Origin of the sequence: Streptosporangium sp. CA-135522, from assembly GCF_050949235.1 — a bacterium.
Classification (GTDB): domain Bacteria; phylum Actinomycetota; class Actinomycetes; order Streptosporangiales; family Streptosporangiaceae; genus Streptosporangium.
The window spans coordinates 9,466,267-9,482,875 of the sequence record NZ_CP192026.1; the positions used below are offsets into that span (position 1 = coordinate 9,466,267).

17 protein-coding genes are annotated in these 16,609 nt (G+C 71.2%); 10 read left to right on the plus strand and 7 right to left on the minus strand.

The genetic code is table 11. The annotated features are described in order from the left end of the window. Positions 1-90: 90 nt before the first annotated feature. Entirely contained in the window at positions 91-1,308 is a 1,218-nt protein-coding gene (locus ACQPYK_RS44535; protein ID WP_433246042.1) for a hypothetical protein, read from the minus strand. Between the two features lie 193 nt (positions 1,309-1,501). Here ACQPYK_RS44535 and ACQPYK_RS44540 point away from each other — a divergent pair, with 193 nt between their 5' ends. Genes ACQPYK_RS44540 through ACQPYK_RS44560 form a run of 5 tightly spaced genes read left to right on the plus strand, consistent with a single transcriptional unit; the run spans position 1,502 to position 5,196 of the window. Further along, positions 1,502-2,167, plus strand: a complete 666-nt coding sequence (locus tag ACQPYK_RS44540; RefSeq protein ID WP_433246045.1) for a glycosyltransferase family 2 protein — start codon at positions 1,502-1,504, stop codon at positions 2,165-2,167. Further along, positions 2,164-3,072, plus strand: a complete 909-nt coding sequence (locus ACQPYK_RS44545; protein ID WP_433246048.1) for a TIGR04282 family arsenosugar biosynthesis glycosyltransferase — start codon at positions 2,164-2,166, stop codon at positions 3,070-3,072. The genes ACQPYK_RS44540 and ACQPYK_RS44545 overlap by 4 nt, the downstream gene beginning before the upstream one ends. After that, the gene (locus tag ACQPYK_RS44550) at positions 3,069-3,680 is read left to right on the plus strand and encodes a class I SAM-dependent methyltransferase (protein WP_433246051.1); all 612 of its coding nucleotides are present in this window, start codon (positions 3,069-3,071) and stop codon (positions 3,678-3,680) included. Before ACQPYK_RS44545 ends, ACQPYK_RS44550 begins: the two co-directional genes overlap by 4 nt. Then, complete coding sequence (locus ACQPYK_RS44555) at positions 3,659-4,759, plus strand: molybdopterin-dependent oxidoreductase (RefSeq protein ID WP_433246054.1); 1,101 nt, start codon at positions 3,659-3,661, stop codon at positions 4,757-4,759. The genes ACQPYK_RS44550 and ACQPYK_RS44555 overlap by 22 nt, the downstream gene beginning before the upstream one ends. Continuing rightward, positions 4,756-5,196: a hypothetical protein gene (locus ACQPYK_RS44560; RefSeq protein WP_433246057.1), complete on the plus strand. Its 441-nt coding sequence runs from the start codon at positions 4,756-4,758 to the stop codon at positions 5,194-5,196. Before ACQPYK_RS44555 ends, ACQPYK_RS44560 begins: the two co-directional genes overlap by 4 nt. A gap of 176 nt (positions 5,197-5,372) precedes the next feature. On the opposite strand, the gene ACQPYK_RS44565 is transcribed toward ACQPYK_RS44560, so the two are convergent. The 4 genes from ACQPYK_RS44565 to ACQPYK_RS44580 all read right to left on the minus strand — a co-directional run bounded on the left by ACQPYK_RS44565 (position 5,373) and on the right by ACQPYK_RS44580 (position 8,806). Further along, positions 5,373-5,747, minus strand: coding sequence for an STAS domain-containing protein (locus tag ACQPYK_RS44565; RefSeq protein ID WP_433246060.1), 375 nt, complete (start codon positions 5,745-5,747; stop codon positions 5,373-5,375). Beyond that, positions 5,747-7,456 (minus strand): PP2C family protein-serine/threonine phosphatase, encoded by a 1,710-nt coding sequence (locus ACQPYK_RS44570; RefSeq protein ID WP_433246063.1) that lies wholly within the window; start codon positions 7,454-7,456, stop codon positions 5,747-5,749. Before ACQPYK_RS44570 ends, ACQPYK_RS44565 begins: the two co-directional genes overlap by 1 nt. Before the next feature lie 106 nt (positions 7,457-7,562). Beyond that, positions 7,563-8,516, minus strand: a complete 954-nt coding sequence (locus ACQPYK_RS44575) for an anti-sigma factor RsbA family regulatory protein (RefSeq protein ID WP_433246066.1) — start codon at positions 8,514-8,516, stop codon at positions 7,563-7,565. After that, on the minus strand, positions 8,516-8,806 hold the full coding sequence (locus ACQPYK_RS44580) for an STAS domain-containing protein (protein WP_433246069.1): 291 nt from the start codon (positions 8,804-8,806) through the stop codon (positions 8,516-8,518). The genes ACQPYK_RS44575 and ACQPYK_RS44580 overlap by 1 nt, the downstream gene beginning before the upstream one ends. A 254-nt stretch (positions 8,807-9,060) precedes the next feature. On the opposite strand from ACQPYK_RS44580, the gene ACQPYK_RS44585 reads away from it, so the two are divergent. Beyond that, complete coding sequence (locus ACQPYK_RS44585) at positions 9,061-10,077, plus strand: NAD-dependent epimerase/dehydratase family protein (protein ID WP_433246072.1); 1,017 nt, start codon at positions 9,061-9,063, stop codon at positions 10,075-10,077. 144 nt (positions 10,078-10,221) lie between these two features. On the opposite strand, the gene ACQPYK_RS44590 is transcribed toward ACQPYK_RS44585, so the two are convergent. Further along, complete coding sequence (locus ACQPYK_RS44590) at positions 10,222-10,806, minus strand: YceI family protein (protein ID WP_433246075.1); 585 nt, start codon at positions 10,804-10,806, stop codon at positions 10,222-10,224. Positions 10,807-10,946: 140 nt separating this feature from the next. Between ACQPYK_RS44590 and ACQPYK_RS44595 the strand changes: the two genes are divergently transcribed. Beyond that, positions 10,947-11,336: a winged helix-turn-helix transcriptional regulator gene (locus tag ACQPYK_RS44595; RefSeq protein ID WP_433246078.1), complete on the plus strand. Its 390-nt coding sequence runs from the start codon at positions 10,947-10,949 to the stop codon at positions 11,334-11,336. Between the two features lie 75 nt (positions 11,337-11,411). Here ACQPYK_RS44595 and ACQPYK_RS44600 read toward each other — a convergent pair whose 3' ends face one another. Beyond that, positions 11,412-11,660, minus strand: coding sequence for a hypothetical protein (locus ACQPYK_RS44600; RefSeq protein ID WP_433246081.1), 249 nt, complete (start codon positions 11,658-11,660; stop codon positions 11,412-11,414). A 533-nt stretch (positions 11,661-12,193) separates the two neighbouring features. Between ACQPYK_RS44600 and ACQPYK_RS44605 the strand changes: the two genes are divergently transcribed. Genes ACQPYK_RS44605 through ACQPYK_RS44615 form a run of 3 tightly spaced genes read left to right on the plus strand, consistent with a single transcriptional unit; the run spans position 12,194 to position 16,553 of the window. Beyond that, a complete protein-coding gene (locus ACQPYK_RS44605) occupies positions 12,194-12,814 on the plus strand; it encodes a TetR/AcrR family transcriptional regulator (protein WP_433246084.1) in 621 nt (206 codons plus the stop codon). After that, complete coding sequence (locus tag ACQPYK_RS44610) at positions 12,808-14,541, plus strand: ABC transporter ATP-binding protein (RefSeq protein WP_433246087.1); 1,734 nt, start codon at positions 12,808-12,810, stop codon at positions 14,539-14,541. The genes ACQPYK_RS44605 and ACQPYK_RS44610 overlap by 7 nt, the downstream gene beginning before the upstream one ends. Beyond that, positions 14,538-16,553 (plus strand): ABC transporter ATP-binding protein, encoded by a 2,016-nt coding sequence (locus tag ACQPYK_RS44615; RefSeq protein ID WP_433246090.1) that lies wholly within the window; start codon positions 14,538-14,540, stop codon positions 16,551-16,553. The genes ACQPYK_RS44610 and ACQPYK_RS44615 overlap by 4 nt, the downstream gene beginning before the upstream one ends. The last annotated feature ends 56 nt before the right edge of the window (positions 16,554-16,609 follow it).

Sequence of the window (16,609 nt, forward strand, 5' to 3'; positions counted from 1 at the left end):
CCGCCCGGCTGGGCTGATCAGCGCGGAAAGTCCTCCCCTACCTGACGGACCGATCGGCGCGGAAAGTCCTCCACCGCCCGGCCGGACCGATCACCACGGGGAGGCGACGAGCCCCTGCAGCAGGAGCCCGGTCAGAGCCTGGGCGGCGAGCCACCGGCGGCCGGGAGACGCCGCTGCGGCCAGGACGATCCAGACGGCGTAGGGGACCCAGATGCGCTCCACCTCCCCCCTGGTCACCCCGCTGACGTCGAGGGCGAGCACGGCCACGATCGCCGCGGCGACCAGCGCGCGCACACCGCCGGGTACGGTCCGCACCAGGCCGGCGGCGGTCGCGGGGCCGGTCAGCAGGGCCAGCACCGCCAGGTTGGCGATCAGGAAGTAGAGGTAGGGCCGGGTCGCGCCTGGGTCGGCGGCCCACTCCGCGTGAGTGGCGAGCACCCCCGCCGGCCACCGAAACCCGCCCGCGGCGAAGGCGGCCGTGACCGCCGCCGCCCCCGCCAGGCAGGCGATCACGGTCGCGCGGGTGATCCGCGCGACCGCGGCGGCGACCACCGGGATCAGCAGATAGGGCACGAGCCCGTAGCTGAGGTACGGCAGGGCCCCCAGCAACACCCCCGCCGCCGCCCCGAGCGGGACCCGGGCCCTGCCGCCGGACACCAGCAGGGCGACACCCCAGGCGCCCACCCCCGCGAAGAAGGCGTCCATGGTGGTGGCGATCCAGACCGCGGCGGGGGTCAGGGCGAGGTACGGCAGAGCCTGGCGGGCGGCCTCCTCCCCCGCCAGGCGCCGGACGGTGACCGCGACGGCCACGGTCGCCGAGCAGCCCACCACGACGACCAGCACCGCCGCCGGCAGCGGTCCGGGCAGCCCGACCCTCGCCAGCGCCCACAGCACCAGCACCGCAAGCGGCGGATGTCCGCGCACGTGGGTGGGATAGCCGGGGAGCCGCTCGGTGAAGGAGGCGAGCCAGCCGAGCGGGTCGTCCCCCACGGCGGGCAGCACCGCTTGGTACTCGTAACGGCTGGTGAACGGCTGAGCCAGGCCGTCGCCGGAGAGGGCCAGCAGCACCGTCCAGGCGAGGGCCACGCCGTATGCCGCGAGCAGGGCCGTCCCGAAGCGGGACCGCGCGACGACGGCGGGGAGCACGGTGACCGCTAGGGCGGCCAGGAGCAGGGCGGGCAGGAGCGAGAGCGCCGGCGGGCGCGCCTGAGCGTGCAGCGGTGGCAGGTGGTCGATGGGCAACATGCCACGGGCGTGCAGAACGGCCCCCACCGTGAACGCCACGACGATGAGCGAGGCCCAGGCCACGAGCGCCGCCCGGCTCCCCCGGTCGCGGGGACCGGCGTTCCCCCGAAACGGGCCATACACCGCAGAAAGGCCCCTGACCTGTTGCCGGGAGTTTCTGATCACCCCATCACATTAGGCCTGACCTGGGATTTTCTCGCGACACGTCATCACTCCGTAAGGGTTGACGGGCCCTGTCGGCTCTAGCGTCGCAAGCATGGAGATCGATGTGGTGCTCCCGTGCCTGGACGAGGAGAAGGCCCTGCCGTGGGTGCTGGGGCGCGTGCCGGACGGCTACCGCCCGATCGTGGTGGACAACGGCTCCACCGACGGATCGGCGCGGATCGCGGCCGAGCTGGGGGCGTTGGTGGTGAGCGAGCCCAGGCGCGGGTTCGGCGCCGCCTGCCACGCGGGCCTGCTTGCCGCGACGAGCGAGGTGGTGTGTTTCATGGACGCCGACGCGTCTTTGGACCCCGGCCAGCTGCCCAGGGTGACCGGGCCGGTCGTCTCGGGCCGGGCCGACCTGGTGCTCGGCAGGCGGGTGCCCGGCCCGGGAGCCGCCTGGCCGCTGCACGCGCGGCTGGGCAACGCCTTCCTCGGCTGGCGGCTGGCCCGCCGTACGGGCACGCGGCTGCGCGACATCGGCCCGATGCGGGCCTGCCGCCGGGCCGACCTCGTGGCCCTGGGGTTGACCGACCGGCGCTTCGGCTACCCGCTGGAGATGGTCCTGCGGGCGGCCGGCGGAGGCTGGCGGATCACCGAGACCGCGGTGGACTACCTGCCCCGCACCGGGCGGTCCAAGGTCACCGGGACCGTGCGCGGCACGCTGCGCGCGGTCGGCGACATGCGCCGGGTCCTGGGCGAGTCGGGCGGCACGGTGTGAGCGATGATCGGGACGCGGATCGGGACGCGAGGGGACGGGCCGCCGATGGTGACGGCCAGGCCTCCGGCACCGCTCAAGAGCACGTGCCGGAACACGATGCCGCCGGGAAACCCCAGCCGGGGCACCTCGTCGCCAGCGGACCCCCGCCGGAACACGATGCCGCCGGGAAACTCCTGCCGGGGCACGTCGTCGCCAGGGAACCTCTGCCGGAGCACGGTGTCGCAGGGGAACCCCAGCCGGGGCACGTCGTCGCCGGGGAGCCCGTGCCGGGGCAGGTCGTCGTGATCGCCAAGGAGCCGGTGCCGGGGCGGGTCAAGACCAGGCTCACCCCGCCGTTCACCCCTCGGGAGGCCGCGACCCTGGCCACCGCCGCGCTGGCGGACACCCTGGGGGCGGTGGCGGGGGTCCCGGTGCGCCGCCGGGTGCTCGTGCTGCGCGGCGGCACCGGCCCCTGGTTGCCTCCGGGCTTCGCCGTACTGCCACAGCGGGGCAACGGGCTGGACGAGCGGCTCGCCGCCGCCTTCGACGACGCCTACCGGGCTCGTCCGCTGCCCGTCGTCCTGATCGGCATGGACACCCCGCAGGTCACCTCGCCGCTGCTGGCCTGCGCGGTGGCCGCGCTGGCCACCTGCGACGCCGTGTTCGGTCCCGCCGCCGACGGCGGGTTCTGGCTGCTCGGCCTGCGCCGCCCCGACCCCGCGCTGCTGCTCGGCGTGCCGATGTCGCGGCCCACGACCGGTGCCGCGCAGCTGCGGCGGCTGCGCGCGGCGGGCCTGTCGGTGGGGATGCTGCCCACCCTGAGGGATGTGGACACCGTGGACGACGCCGTGGCGGTGGCGGCCGAGGCGCCGTCGTCCCGCTTCGCCGCCGTCCTGGCCACATTGAACACAGGGGCGGCTCGGTGATCGGGCAACTCTACGAGAGGTCCCTGGCCGGGGCCGCGGTGGAGATCGAGTACGCCGACGGCCGGACCGCGCCGCTCGACTCGGCCCGCTGGCTCACCCCGATCGACGGGGACGAGGCCATGCTCGCGCGGTGCGACGGCCCCACCCTGGACGTCGGTTCCGGTCCCGGACGCCTCACCGTCGCGCTCGCGCGACGAGGAGTGCCGGCCCTGGGCGTCGACGTGGCCCCCTACGCGGTCCACCTCACCCGGCGTGCCGGAGGCCGGGCGATCTGCCGGAACGTCTTCGAGCGGCTGCCCGGACACGGCCGCTGGGCCACCGCGCTGCTGGCCGACGGCAACATCGGGATCGGCGGCGACCCGGACGCCCTGCTCCGCAGGGTCCGCGAGCTGGTCCGGCCGGGTGGCGAGGTGATCGCCGAGGTGGAGCCGCCGGGGACGGCCGGGCGTGTCGAGCGGGTACGGCTGCGCGGCCGGGAGCTCGCCGGCGCGTGGTTCGGCTGGGCCACCGTTTCGGTCTCCGACCTGGGAACCCTCGCCTGGCGCAACGGTTTCGCCTGCGTAGACTCATGGAAGGAGGCAGGACGATGGTTCGCAAGCCTGCGCTGATGGAGAAGGTGGTGTTCACCAGCGGGCTGCGCTCGGAGGGCGTGGCCGCGCGGCTCGGTGTGCTGCTGGGCATCAGCTTCACCCTCGCCCTGATCACCGGCCTGTTCAGCCACTTCCTGCAACATCCGCCGCCCTGGCTGGACTGGCCGTCACGGCCCGTCTGGCTGTATCGACTCACCCAGGGGATACACGTCATCGGCGGGCTGGCCACGATCCCGCTGCTGCTGGCCAAGCTGTGGACGGTCTACCCGAAGCTGTGGCAGTGGCCGCCGCTGCGCTCCGCTGGGCACGCGGTCGAGCGCGCGCTCGTCCTGCTGCTGGTCGCCGGGTCGCTGTTCCAGCTGGTCACCGGCCTGCTGAACATCGCCTACACCTACCCCTGGTCGTTCTTCTTCCCGACCGCGCACTACTGGACCTCGTTCATCGTCTACGGCGCCCTGATCGTCCACGTCGCCAATGAGTGGTCCAAGGTGCGCCGGTCCGTCCCTGTGCCGCTGGAGCCGAGCCGCCGCGGCTTCCTGCTCACCATCGCCGCCGCCTCCGGACTGACCGTGCTGCTCACCGTGGGCGAGACGTTCGCGCCGCTCAAACGGCTCGCCGTGCTCGCGCCGCGAAATCCGGGGATCGGCCCGCAGGGCCTGCCGGTCAACCGGACCGCCCAGGCGGCCGGGGTCAAACCGGTCGGCGCGGACTACCGCCTGGTCGTCACCGGCGCGGTCCGGGCCGAATACTCCTACGAGGACCTGCTACGGCTGCCGCAGCACACGGTCGAGCTGCCGATCGCCTGCGTCGAGGGCTGGAGCGCGTCGGCGCGCTGGACCGGCGTCCGGCTGCGCGACCTGGTGGCGGGTGCGGCGCCCGACGCCGTGGTCACGGTGGAGTCGTTCGAGCGCCCCTCCGGCGTCTACCGGGCCAGTGAGCTGCGACCACCTCATTGGAACGATCCGCTCACCCTGCTCGCCCTGCGCGTCAACGGCCAGACGCTCCACCTGGAACACGGCTATCCGCTGCGGCTCATCGCGCCGAACCGGCCCGGTGTCATGCAGACCAAGTGGGTCGGGAAGGTGGTGGTCTCATGAGGGCGATCGGCTACGCGGCCGGAATCGGACTGGTCGTGCTGGGATTCGCCGGGCTGCTCGCCGACGCCGACCAGACCCGGCCGCTGAGCTGGGTGATGTGGTTCGGCGGCCTCGTCGTCGCACATGACCTGCTGCTCGTGCCGCTGGTGCTCGCGGTCGGACTCCTCGCTCACCGGATGCGGTGGCCGTACCGGGCGGCGATGGTGATCGGCGCGCTGGTCGCCCTCGTCGCGCTCCCCATGGTCCTGGGCTTCGGCCGCCGCGCCGACAACCCCTCCCAGCTGCCGCTGGACTACGGGGTCAACCTCGTCCTCGTCCTCGGCGTGGTCGCGGTCGCCGGGCTGGTCGCCGGTGCGCTGACACGCGTCCGCCGGTCGCGCGTGGCCCGCCCGCGCGACCGGGATCGCCCGGGCCCGGCTCCCCGGCCGGAACCCTGACCTCGGTCACGGGAACCTCGGCGGCGAGGGGTCGGAGATCGAGGGGTTCGGGTCGAGGGGGCGGAGGTCGAAAGGCCGAGGGGGCGGAGGGTCGAAAGCCGAGGGGGCGGAGGGTCGAGGGGACGGAGGGTCGAGGGCCGAGAGGTCAAGGGGCGGAGGTCGAGGTCGGGGAAGGCCTAAGGGTGGGAAGGCAGCGCCGCGAGGGCGTCCTCGACCGTGAGGAAGGTGGGGATGCGCGTGGTCAGCCCGGTGATCCACAGAATGCGCGTGGCACCGTGCTCGGCTCCGACCAGGGCCAGCCGGCCGCCCTGTCCGACGGCGCGTTTCCAGCAGGTGACGATCAGACCCGTGCCGCGGGAGTCCAACAGGTCGAGGCCAGAGAGATCGACGATCAGATTCGGGCCGAACGAGGCGAAGACCTGATCGAAGAAATCGACGGCGAGATCGTGGATCGAGTGGTCGAGGCTTCCCCGGATCACCACGATCCCCGCACCCGCGGCGGCCGTCGCCGAGAATCCGACCTCGGGCGTCTGCAGCTCGAAGCCGGACATCAGCCTTCCCACCGAGCGGGCGGTGCGATCTGAGCGGCCTGGGTGATCTGGGCGGCCAGGATGCAGGCGTCGTCGGCCGCGTTGACCGGCACCATCGAGTCCATGACCGCCGTCAGCTTGTCAGGGGAGGCGGCCGGGATCGGCCTGAGCGCCTCGGCCACGGCGGTGCTCAGGAGATCGAGTCCTTCGTAGAGGTCGCGGCCCCGCTTTTCGATGAGCCCGTCGGTGAACATCACCAGAAGGTCGTCGGGCCTGAGCCGTACGGTGCCGCAGGTGTAGGTCGCGTCCTCGAAGACGCCGAGCAGGACGCCGGGATGCAGCAGGCGCTCCACGTGGGAGCCCCGTGCCAGGAGCATCGGGGGGTGCCCGGCGTGGGTCCAGCGCAGGGTACGGTCGGCCGGGTGGTAGAGGGCCACGAGCGCGGTCGCCAGCACGTCGGGCCGTAGCTTGCACAGCAGTCGGTTCAGCGCGGCGAGGATCTCCGCGGGGTCGTGGCCGGCGAAGGCCAGGCCGGTGATCGCGTGACGCAGCTTCGCCATGGCGGAGGCGGCGGCCAGCCCGTGCCCGGCCACGTCTCCGACGGCGAGCAGCACGTCGCCGTTGTCCAGGCCGATCGCCTGGTACCAGTCGCCGCCCAGATAACCCGCCGTCTCGGCGGGCTGGTAGCGCGTGGCCAACCGCAACCCGGGCAGGTCGTAGGGCTCGTCCTGGACCGGCATGACGATCTTCTGCAGGTGGGCGGTGAGCTGGTTCTCCTCCTCCAGCCGCCGGCTGACGTCGGCGAGCTCGTCGACCGTCCGGCGCCAGCCGGTGACGTCCTGCATGAGCCCGTGGACCTCCACGGGCCGGCCCGCCGCGTCGTGGAACGCCTCGGCCGAGACGCGGATGTGGCGGACGGAGCCCGCGACCTCGATCCGGATCTCGAACTCGTGCGGCTCGGCGCCGCGCGCCCACGCCTCACTCGCCCGCTTCAGGATCGGCACGTCGTCGTCGTGGACGAGGGTGGAGTACTCCTCGATGGTGAGAGGGCCCTCCGCCGGATCACGCCCGTGGATGCGGTAGAGCTGCGGCGACCAGGTGATCTCCCCGGTGATCAGGTTCCAGCGCCCCCAGCCGAGGTTGCCCAGATGCTCGGTGCGGGCCAGGCGCGTCTCCAGCCGGTCCGCGAGGTCGTCACGAACCCAGGTGATGAGCAGGCCGTCGTCGAGCCGGGCGATCCGCAGGATGTAGGTCGAGCGGTGCGGAACGCCCTCGGCCAGTTCGACGTGCTCGTATTCGCTGATCTGCTCGGACACGCCGGTCTCCGCCACCCGCAGGTAGGCCTCCCACAGCGGGGTGCCCACCGTCGAGGGGTAGCTCTGCCGGATGCGCAGGCCGATCAGCTCCCGGCCCCGCCGGCCGTGGACGTCCTCGGCTTCCGGGCTCGCCGCCCGGATGAGGAAGTCGACGATCGCGCCCGACGGGTCATGGATCGGCACGGACCAGACCACCGACCCGGGCAGCACGTCGAGTACGGCCTGCACCGCCGTCGCGGAGGCGGAGGGGCGGTCCGGGACGGGCAGAGACTCCATGAACCGCTCGACCGCGAGGTCGGCGGACTGCGCCGGGGCGGTTCCCGCGCGCGGTTCCGCCGGGCCCTCCTCACGTCCCCCGGGGGCCGAGGGTGCCGCGACGGTCGTCTCCAAGACGTTCGACCTGTTGGAGGGCATCAGTCGACGTTCGTCTCCTGGGCTCAGGATCGTTTCCTTCCGCGTGGCCGTACCGGGCGGGGAGGGCCTGGTGACGGGGGCGTGGCGCGGGCTTCGCCGGGCCGGTTCAGATGGCCTGGACGGCCGGGACGGTGAAGTACACGCGGACGGTGGTGCCGCCCTGGTGGGTGTGGATGCGGACGAGGTCGCTGAGGAGATTGGTCACCAGCAGGCCGCGGGAGCCGCGTTGCCGGGCGTCGACCGGGCGGCGACCGGCGAGGGGGTCGAGGATGTGGCCGGCGTCGCTGACGTCCATGACAACCTGCCCGTTTTCCGACCAGATACGCACGGTTCCCGAACCGCCTCCATAGTCGAGGCTGTTGGCCGCCAGCTCGCTGGCGATCAGCCGCAGGTCCTCCAGGCGCTCTCCGGACAGCCCCATGCGGACGGCGTGCTCGGCGACGAAGTCGCGTACGCGGACCAGGGGGCCGTCGTCGAAGCCGAAGGCCGCGGCGTCGGCGGGGTCGGGCAACGGCCGGTTGTAGTCCTGGATGACGCGTTCGGGCGCGTAGTCGCTGCTGGTGCGCGGGCCGGAGCCGTCCATGAGGACGGGGTGGGTCAGCTCGGCGTCCTTGAGGATGGAGGGGGTGAGCCCGTCGAGGTCGTAGGGGCACAGGATGGTGACGGCGCGACCGGTGAACGCGAGGTTGATCAGCGCTTCGTGCTGGACGCAGGCGGGATACTCCGTCGTGGACCGGTCGGGCCAGATCGGCTCGCCGATGATGCGGACCCGGCCCTTCGGGTGGAGGTCGGCGAAGGCGCACAGGACGGACGGGATGATGCGGCCCGGGTTGCGGCCGGCCTGCGTCATGTCGAGGAAGCGCACCTCTGAGGCGCTCTCGCCGAGCTCGGCCCGCAGCGGCTCCATGTTCCACGGGGGAACGGCCACCGCGACCGGCTCCCCGGCCGCCAGTCCTTCCCGGACGAACGGCACGGTGCCGTCGAGATACTGCCGGATTCCCCGGTAGAACAGTGCGGGATGGACGAACGGATCCACCTCCGTGGTCGTCGTCGTGCTCATCACGTCTCCACTTCGATCGGGAAGGGGTCCGATCCGATCAAGGCGAGTACGGATCTCAGACAGTAGGGCGTGCGGTGCAGGAACACCTTTTTCCCCGCGGGAAGGCCACGCGCGGCCTCGATCAGCAGCCATGCCCCCCGGACGTCGATGAACGTCAGCCCGGACAGGTCGAGGTGCACGTCCTCACCTCGGGCGACGAGCGTGCCCAGCGCCTCCTGCCAGGCGCCCCTGGTCGTGCGGTCGATCTCGCCGCTCACCTTCGGGCGGGCGGGCGCACCGGCCAGGTCCACGCGGAGATCATGGGTGCACGACTCACGAGCGCCGGACGTCGAAGGACCGGATCCGAGGGCCGGAGGCGGCGGCATGCTCGGTCTCACCTCTGGCCAGATCGTCACGGTGACCATCCTGAAATCGGCGATGGACACCTCTAACGTACCCGCTGTCGCCTTCCGCGGCGAAAGAGACGGCCCCGGGGCGCACGGATCGGCGGTGTGGGATCAGAAGCGGAACCATCCGGACAGTTCCATGCCAGAAAATGACGGGTATGCGCATTCTGATCATCGGTGGTACCCGGTTCGTCGGCCGGCACATCACCGAAGCCGCGATCGCGGCCGGACATGAGGTCTCGCTGCTGCACCGAGGGCGGACGGGACCGGAGCTGTTCCCCGAGGTGGAGCACCTGCGGGCCGACCGCAACACGGACCTGTCGGTCCTGCGCGGCAGGCGGTGGGACGTCACGATCGACGTCAGCGCCTACCTTCCGTCTCAGGTCGTCTCCCTCGCCGAGGCCGTCTCCACCGGACAGTACGTCTTCGTCTCCAGCACCGCGGTCTACGCCGTCCCGCGGGCGCCGGGCTTCACCGAGGACTCGGCCCTGACCGAGATCGACGGCCCGGTTCCGGAGAAGGTCACCGTCGAGACCTACGGGGCGCTGAAGGTGCTCTGCGAACGCGCCGCGGTCGACCGTTTCGGCCCGGCGACGCTGATCGTACGGCCGACCTACGTGATCGGCCCGTACGACTACACCGGCCGTTTCACCTACTGGGTGAACCGGATCGCGCGCGGCGGCGAGGTCCTGGCCCCGGGCGACCCTTCGGATCCGATCCAGGTGATCGACGGGCGGGACATGGCCGCCTGGATCGTCGCCATGACCGAGAAGGCGAACGCGGACGAGGCGCCGGCGACCAGGAGGAAGGCCGGATCGGGCGTCTTCCACGCGGTCAGCCCCGCTCCGCCGTTCTCCTTCGGCGACATGCTGGAGGCGATCGTGGCCGAGGTGGGGCCACCCGGGACCACGCTGACCTGGGTCGGGCAGGACTTCCTGCTCGCCGAGGGCGAGAACGGCACGTCGCTGCCGCTGTGGTCGGAGGGTGAGGAGGGCTCGGCCGTCAACACCGCCGACCCGGCCGCCGCCACCGCCGCGGGGCTCGGCCCGCGTCCCTTCGGCCGATCGGTACGCGAGATCCGGCAGTCGGAGGCGTCCTTCTCGACGAGCACCACGATCAGCCCGGACCGGGAGGCCGAACTCCTGGCCAGGTGGCGTTCCCGCGCCCGGGGATGACCTCCCCCGCCGGGTGACGGCCGTCCCCTCCGGACGCCGTCACCCGGCGCCCGGCCCGTGCCCGCGTTCACGTGTCACGTGGTGCCCGGCCCGTGCCCGCGTTCACGTGTCACGTGGTGCCCGGCCCGTGCCCGCGTTCACGTGTCACGCGGTGGCGCCGGTCTGCAGGGCCGCCTGGATCTCGATGACGATCTGGACCTTCTCGCTCAGGGCCACGCCGCCGCCGGGGATGGGACCGTTGTAGCTGACGCCGAAGTCCATGCGGTTGATCTCGCCGGTGGCGGTGAATCCCGCGCGGGCGCCGGCGAAGGGATCGGCGGCGAAGGCGTCGGGGCCGAACCCGTTGACCTCCAGCTTCAGCGGGACCGGACGGGTCACTCCCTTGAGTGTGAGCTCGCCGTCGAGCACGAAGTCGTCGCCGTCGGGACGGATTCCGGTGGAGCGGTAGGTCATGGTCGGGTGGGTGTCGACCTCGAAGAAGTCGGCGGAGCGGAGGTGGTCGTCCCGCTGCTTGCTTCCGGTGTCGATCGAGGTCAGGTCGATGGTCGCGGTCACGCCGGACTCCAGCGGGTCGGTCCCGGTGACGATCCGGCCCTCGAAGGCGGTGAAGCGTCCGCGGACCTTGCTGATCATGAGATGCCGGACGACGAAGCTCACCTCGGAGTGGATCGGGTCGATGGTCCACGTGCCGGCGGCATAGCCCGGGATCTCGACAGCGTTGGCCGTCATCGTGTCTCCTTGAGTTACGTACTGTAAGAAGGTTCCCTTTGATGGGGTGGTTCCGTAGAGGAACTGTATTTATCCTGGAGACACACCCCTAAAGGGCACAAGAAGGCACTTTCACCTTGCCGAGTTACCCGGAGATAACCATGGACACCCCGGCTCCCTACGGCCACACCCCGGCGAACTGCCGGGCTCGCGAGATTCTGGGGCGCATCGGGGACAAATGGTCGCTTTACGTGATCGCCCAGCTGAGCGACGGCACCAAACGGTTCACCGCGCTCAAACGCGAGATCGACGGCATCAGCCAGCGCATGCTGACCGTCACCCTGCGCGGGCTGGAACGCGACGGCATCGTCTCCCGGACCATGTATCCGGTCATGCCGCCCCGAGTCGACTACGCGCTCACCCCGCTGGGCCGTACGCTGCTCGAGGCCGTCAGCTTCCTCACCTCCTGGGCGGAGGAGCACGTCGAGGAGATCGAGGCCACTCGCGCCCGCTACGACACCCGCGTCGAGGAGTTCAGCGCGCTCGACTGATCCCTCGGACCGCGAACCCCCATCTCGGCTGATCCCTCGAGCCTCAGACCCCTATGTCGGCTGATCCCTCGAGCCTCAGACCCCTATGTCGCGGGCGATGTTGTCGAGCCGGTCCGTCAGCACGTCGAGCTGCCGGTCGGTGACCACGTCGTCGGTGACGAACCCCGCCAGGTCCCGGCGGCGCGCGATGATCAGCGCCCGGTGGTCGTCGTCGATCTCCTCGTCGTTCAGGACCACGCAGTCTCCCCGGACGAACACCAGGGCCGCGTCGGGATCGGGGGATTCCAGCAACCGCAGGACGCATTCCCGGTCGATGAGCGCCATGGGATCACCTCCTCGCGTCGCCCTTGGGCATGTCCCGGGACGCGTCCTCAATACGCGTCCTCAATACGCGTCCTCAATACGCGTCCCCAGGGCGGCCATACCCCCGGCCTTCGCCGGCCTAACAATCACACAGGTCAAGCCGTGTCTCGGTACGGCACGGCCGGACGCGCATCACCGGTTCCGTGGCACGGCCGGACGCGCGCCGCCATTTCCGTGGCACGGCCGGACGCGCGCCGCCGTTTCCGCGGTCCGTCCCCGCCTCGTCGGCACTCCGGCCCCCACCCCGATCCGGCTCCGCCTCATCGGTGCTCCGCCTCATCGGTGCTCCGCCTCATCGGTGCTCCGGCTCATCGGTGCTCCGGCCCTCACCCCGATCCGGGCCCTCCTCGACGGGCTCTCCTCTCGACTCGACGGGCTCTCCTCGACGAGGCGAGTCCCGCACCCGCACGTCACCCGGCATGACCCCACCCGGATCACTTCATTCACCAAAAATCCCTTATGAGTGAGTAGCTCACTCATATAAGGTGATCTACGTGATATCGACTTCCCAACGCGCCACCCCCCTCCCACCCGACGAACGGCGTGCCTCACTCATCGCGTCCACGCTGGCCCTGGTCCTCGCCCACGGACCCGACGTCAGCACCCGGCAGATCGCGCAGGCGGCCGGCGTGGCCGAGGGAACGATCTTCCGGGTCTTCAGCACCAAGGACGAGCTCGTGAACGCCGCCGTGGCCAGCGCCTTCGACTCCTCCACCCTTCTGAGCGACCTGAGGTCCATCGACCGCGCCGCTCCCCTGCCGGTCCGCCTCATCGCGGCGGCCGAACTCCTGCAGCGCCGTACGGAACGCATCTTCCGGTTGATGGACGCGCTGGGCACGCTGGACGTCGCCAGGACCGACGAGAACCGCCGCGCCCGATCCGCGGAGGGAGCCCTCATCGGGCAGGTGCTCGTCGAGCTGATGGAACCCGACCGCGACCTGTTGCGGTGCGAGCCACGTGAGGCCGCCCGCCGGCTGCACCTGCTGACCATCGCGGGCAGCCATCCCCGGATCGTCGAGGACGACCCGATGTCGCCCACCGACATCGTCTTCACCCTGCTCGACGGCATCCGCCTGCGCTCCGAACCCGGAACCGTCGGAGGCTCCCCGTGCTGACCCGGCTGCTGCGCACCTACCTGCGCCCCTACTCCTCGGCGTTGACCGCCGTGGTGGTGCTGCAACTGGTCGGCACCATGGCCTCGCTGTACCTGCCCAGCCTGAACGCCGACATCATCGACCGGGGCGTCGCCACCGGCGACACCGGCTACATCCTGACCACCGGCGGCTGGATGCTGGCCGTGTCCCTCGTGCAGATCGCCTGCTCGATCGCGGCGGTCTACTACGGTGCCCGCGCGGCCATGGGATTCGGGCGGGACGTCCGCTCGGCCGTCTTCCACCAGGTGGGCGGCTTCTCCGCCCGGGAGGTCTCCCACTTCGGAGCGCCCTCGCTGATCACCCGCAGCACCAACGACGTGCAGCAGGTGCAGATGCTGGTGGTGATGACCTGCACGATGCTGGTCGCCGCGCCGATCATGTGCGTCGGCGGCATCATCATGGCGTTGCGGCAGGACATCGGCCTTTCCTGGCTCATGCTGGTCTGCGTTCCCGCGCTGCTGATCTCGATCGGCCTGATCGTCTTTCGCATGGTTCCCCAGTTCCGCGCGATGCAGACCCGGATCGACGCGGTCAACCAGGTGCTGCGCGAGCAGCTGTCCGGCATCCGCGTCGTGCGCGCCTTCGTCCGGGAGGACGAGGAGGCCCGCCGGTTCGCCACGGCCAACGACGCGCTGACCGGGACCGCGCTGCGCGTCGGACGGCTGACCGCGCTCATCTTCCCCGTGGTGATGCTGATCCTCAACGCCTCCAGCGTCGCCGTGCTCTGGTTCGGCGCCGGCCGCGTCGACGGCGGCGAGATGCAGGTCGGCGCGCTCACCGCCTTCCTCATGTATCTGATGCAGATCCTCACCTCGATGATGATGGCCACCTTCATCTCGATCATGATTCCGCGCGCCGCGGTCTGCGCCGAGCGCATCAGCGAGGTGCTGGACACCGAGTCCTCGGTGTCCCCGCCCGCCGATCCCGTACGGCAGGTGCGTTCCCGAGGCGAGCTGGAGCTGCGCGACGTCGAGTTCCGCTACCCGGGCGCCGCGGCACCGGTGCTGTCCGGCATCTCCTTCCGCGCCGTCGCGGGACAGACCACCGCCGTCATCGGCAGCACGGGGTCGGGCAAGACGACGCTCGTCTCCCTCATACCCCGCCTTTTCGACGCCACCTCCGGCACGGTCTCGGTGGACGGCGTCGACGTGCGCGACCTGGACCCCCAGATGCTCTGGACGCGCATCGGCCTGGTGCCGCAGAAGCCGTACCTGTTCACCGGAACCGTCGCGAGCAACCTGCGTTACGGCAACCCGGACGCCGGCGACGAGGAGCTGTGGGAGGCCCTGGAGGTCGCCCAGGCCCGCGATTTCGTCGAGGCGATGCCCGACGGCCTCGACGCGCCCATCACTCAGGGCGGCACGAACGTGTCCGGCGGCCAGCGGCAGCGGCTCTCGATCGCCCGCGCGCTGGTCAGCAAGCCCGAGATCTACCTGTTCGACGACTCGTTCTCGGCCCTCGACCTGGCCACCGACGCCCGGCTGCGCGCCGCCCTGCGCCCGCACACCGCCGAGGCGGCCGTCATCATCGTCGGCCAGCGGGTCTCCACCATCGCCGACGCCGACCAGATCATCGTGCTCGACGACGGCGAGATCGTCGGCATGGGGACCCATGCCGAGCTGCTGGATTCCTGCCCGACGTACATCGAGATCGTCGAGTCCCAACTAGCCGCGGAGAGCGCAGCATGAGCGACCGGCCCGTGACGACCGCGCGACCGCGCCCTCCGATGGGAGGCGGCCCCTTCGGCCGGGGTCCCTTCGGGGGCGCCGGGATGCCCGTGGAGAAGTCGATGAACTTCGGCCCCTCCATGCGACGGCTGCTGCGACGCCTGACCCCCGAACGTCCGAAGCTCCTGACCGCGATCGGCCTCGCCGTGGCCAGCGTGGTCTTCGGCGTCGTGGGACCGAAGATCCTCGGCCGCGCGACGGACCTGATCTTCAGCGGGGTGATCGGCAGACGGCTTCCCTCCGGCACCACGACCGAGCAGGCGGTCCAGGCCGCCCGCGCGTCGGGCGACGACAACTTCGCCGACCTGCTCGCACGGATGGACGTCGTCCCCGGTCGCGGGATCGACTTCGCCGCACTGGCCACGGTCCTGGGGTGGGTTCTGGCGCTCTACGTCGCCGCCTCGGTCTTCGGCTGGCTGCAGGGCTACCTGCTCAACGACGTGGTGCAGCGCACCGTGTTCCGGCTGCGGGCCGACGTCGAGGACAAGCTGAACCGGCTTCCCCTGCGCTTCTTCGACGGCCAGCCGCGCGGCGAGCTGCTCAGCCGGGTCACCAACGACATCGACAACGTGGCGCAGACCCTGCAACAGACGATGAGCCAGCTGCTGAACTCGCTGCTGACCGTGATCGGCGTGCTGGCGATGATGTTCGTGATCTCACCGCTGCTCGCGCTGATCGCGCTGGTGACCATCCCGGTGTCCGCGCTCGTCACCAGCCTGATCGCCAAACGCTCACAGAAGCTGTTCGTCGCGCAGTGGGCCGGGACCGGCGCCCTGAACGCCCAGATCGAGGAGGCGTTCACCGGCCACGAGCTGGTGAAGGTGTTCGGCCGCCGGCCGGAGGTCGAGCAGGTGTTCCGCGACAGGAACGAGGAGCTGTTCAAGGCCAGCTTCGGCGCCCAGTTCATCTCCGGGATCATCATGCCGACGATGATGTTCATCGGGAACCTCAACTACGTCGCCATCGCCGTCGTCGGCGGCGTGCGGGTCGCCACCGGGTCGATGAGCCTGGGCGACGTCCAGGCGTTCATCCAGTACTCCCGGCAGTTCACCCAGCCCCTGACCCAGGTGGCCTCGATGGCCAACCTGCTGCAGTCCGGAGTGGCCTCCGCCGAGCGGGTCTTCGAGCTGCTGGACGCCGAGGAGCAGGAACCGGACCCCGCCGACCCGGTGCCGCCGACCGTACGGCGGGGCCGCGTCGAGTTCGAGCGCGTGTCCTTCCGCTACAAGCCGGACCAGCCTCTCATCGACGACCTGTCGCTGGTGGCCGAACCCGGGCACACGGTCGCGATCGTCGGCCCGACCGGCGCGGGGAAGACCACCCTCGTCAACCTGGTCATGCGCTTCTACGAGCTGGACGCGGGCCGGATCACCCTCGACGGCGTCGACATCACCGCGATGCGCCGCGAGGACCTGCGCTCGCAGATCGGCATGGTGCTCCAGGACACCTGGCTGTTCGGCGGGACCATCCGCGAGAACATCGCCTACGGCAACCCCCGGGCCACCGAGGAGCAGATCCAGGCCGCCGCGCGGGCCTCGTTCGTCGACCGGTTCGTTCGGACGCTGCCCGACGGCTACGACACCGTGATCGACGAGGAGGGAAACAACATCAGCGCCGGCGAGAAACAGCTGCTGACCATCGCCCGCGCCTTCCTCGCCGAACCGTCCCTGCTCATCCTCGACGAGGCCACCAGCTCGGTCGACACCCGGACCGAGGTCCTGGTGCAGCACGCGATGGCGGCCCTCCGCTCGGACCGCACCAGCTTCGTCATCGCCCACCGGCTGTCCACCATCCGCGACGCGGACCTCATCCTGGTGATGGACGCGGGCCGCATCGTCGAGCAGGGCACCCACGACGAGCTGCTGGCCGCCCGGGGCGCCTACCACCGGCTCTACTCGGCGCAGTTCAGCGGCGCGCTGGTCCCGGGTGACGACGAGATGAGCGGGGAGGAGGTGGCGGGGGCGAGGGCCTGACGCGGCGAGCGATCAGGCACGAGGCGGCGAGGGCGAGGGGGTCGCGCGGCGGGCGG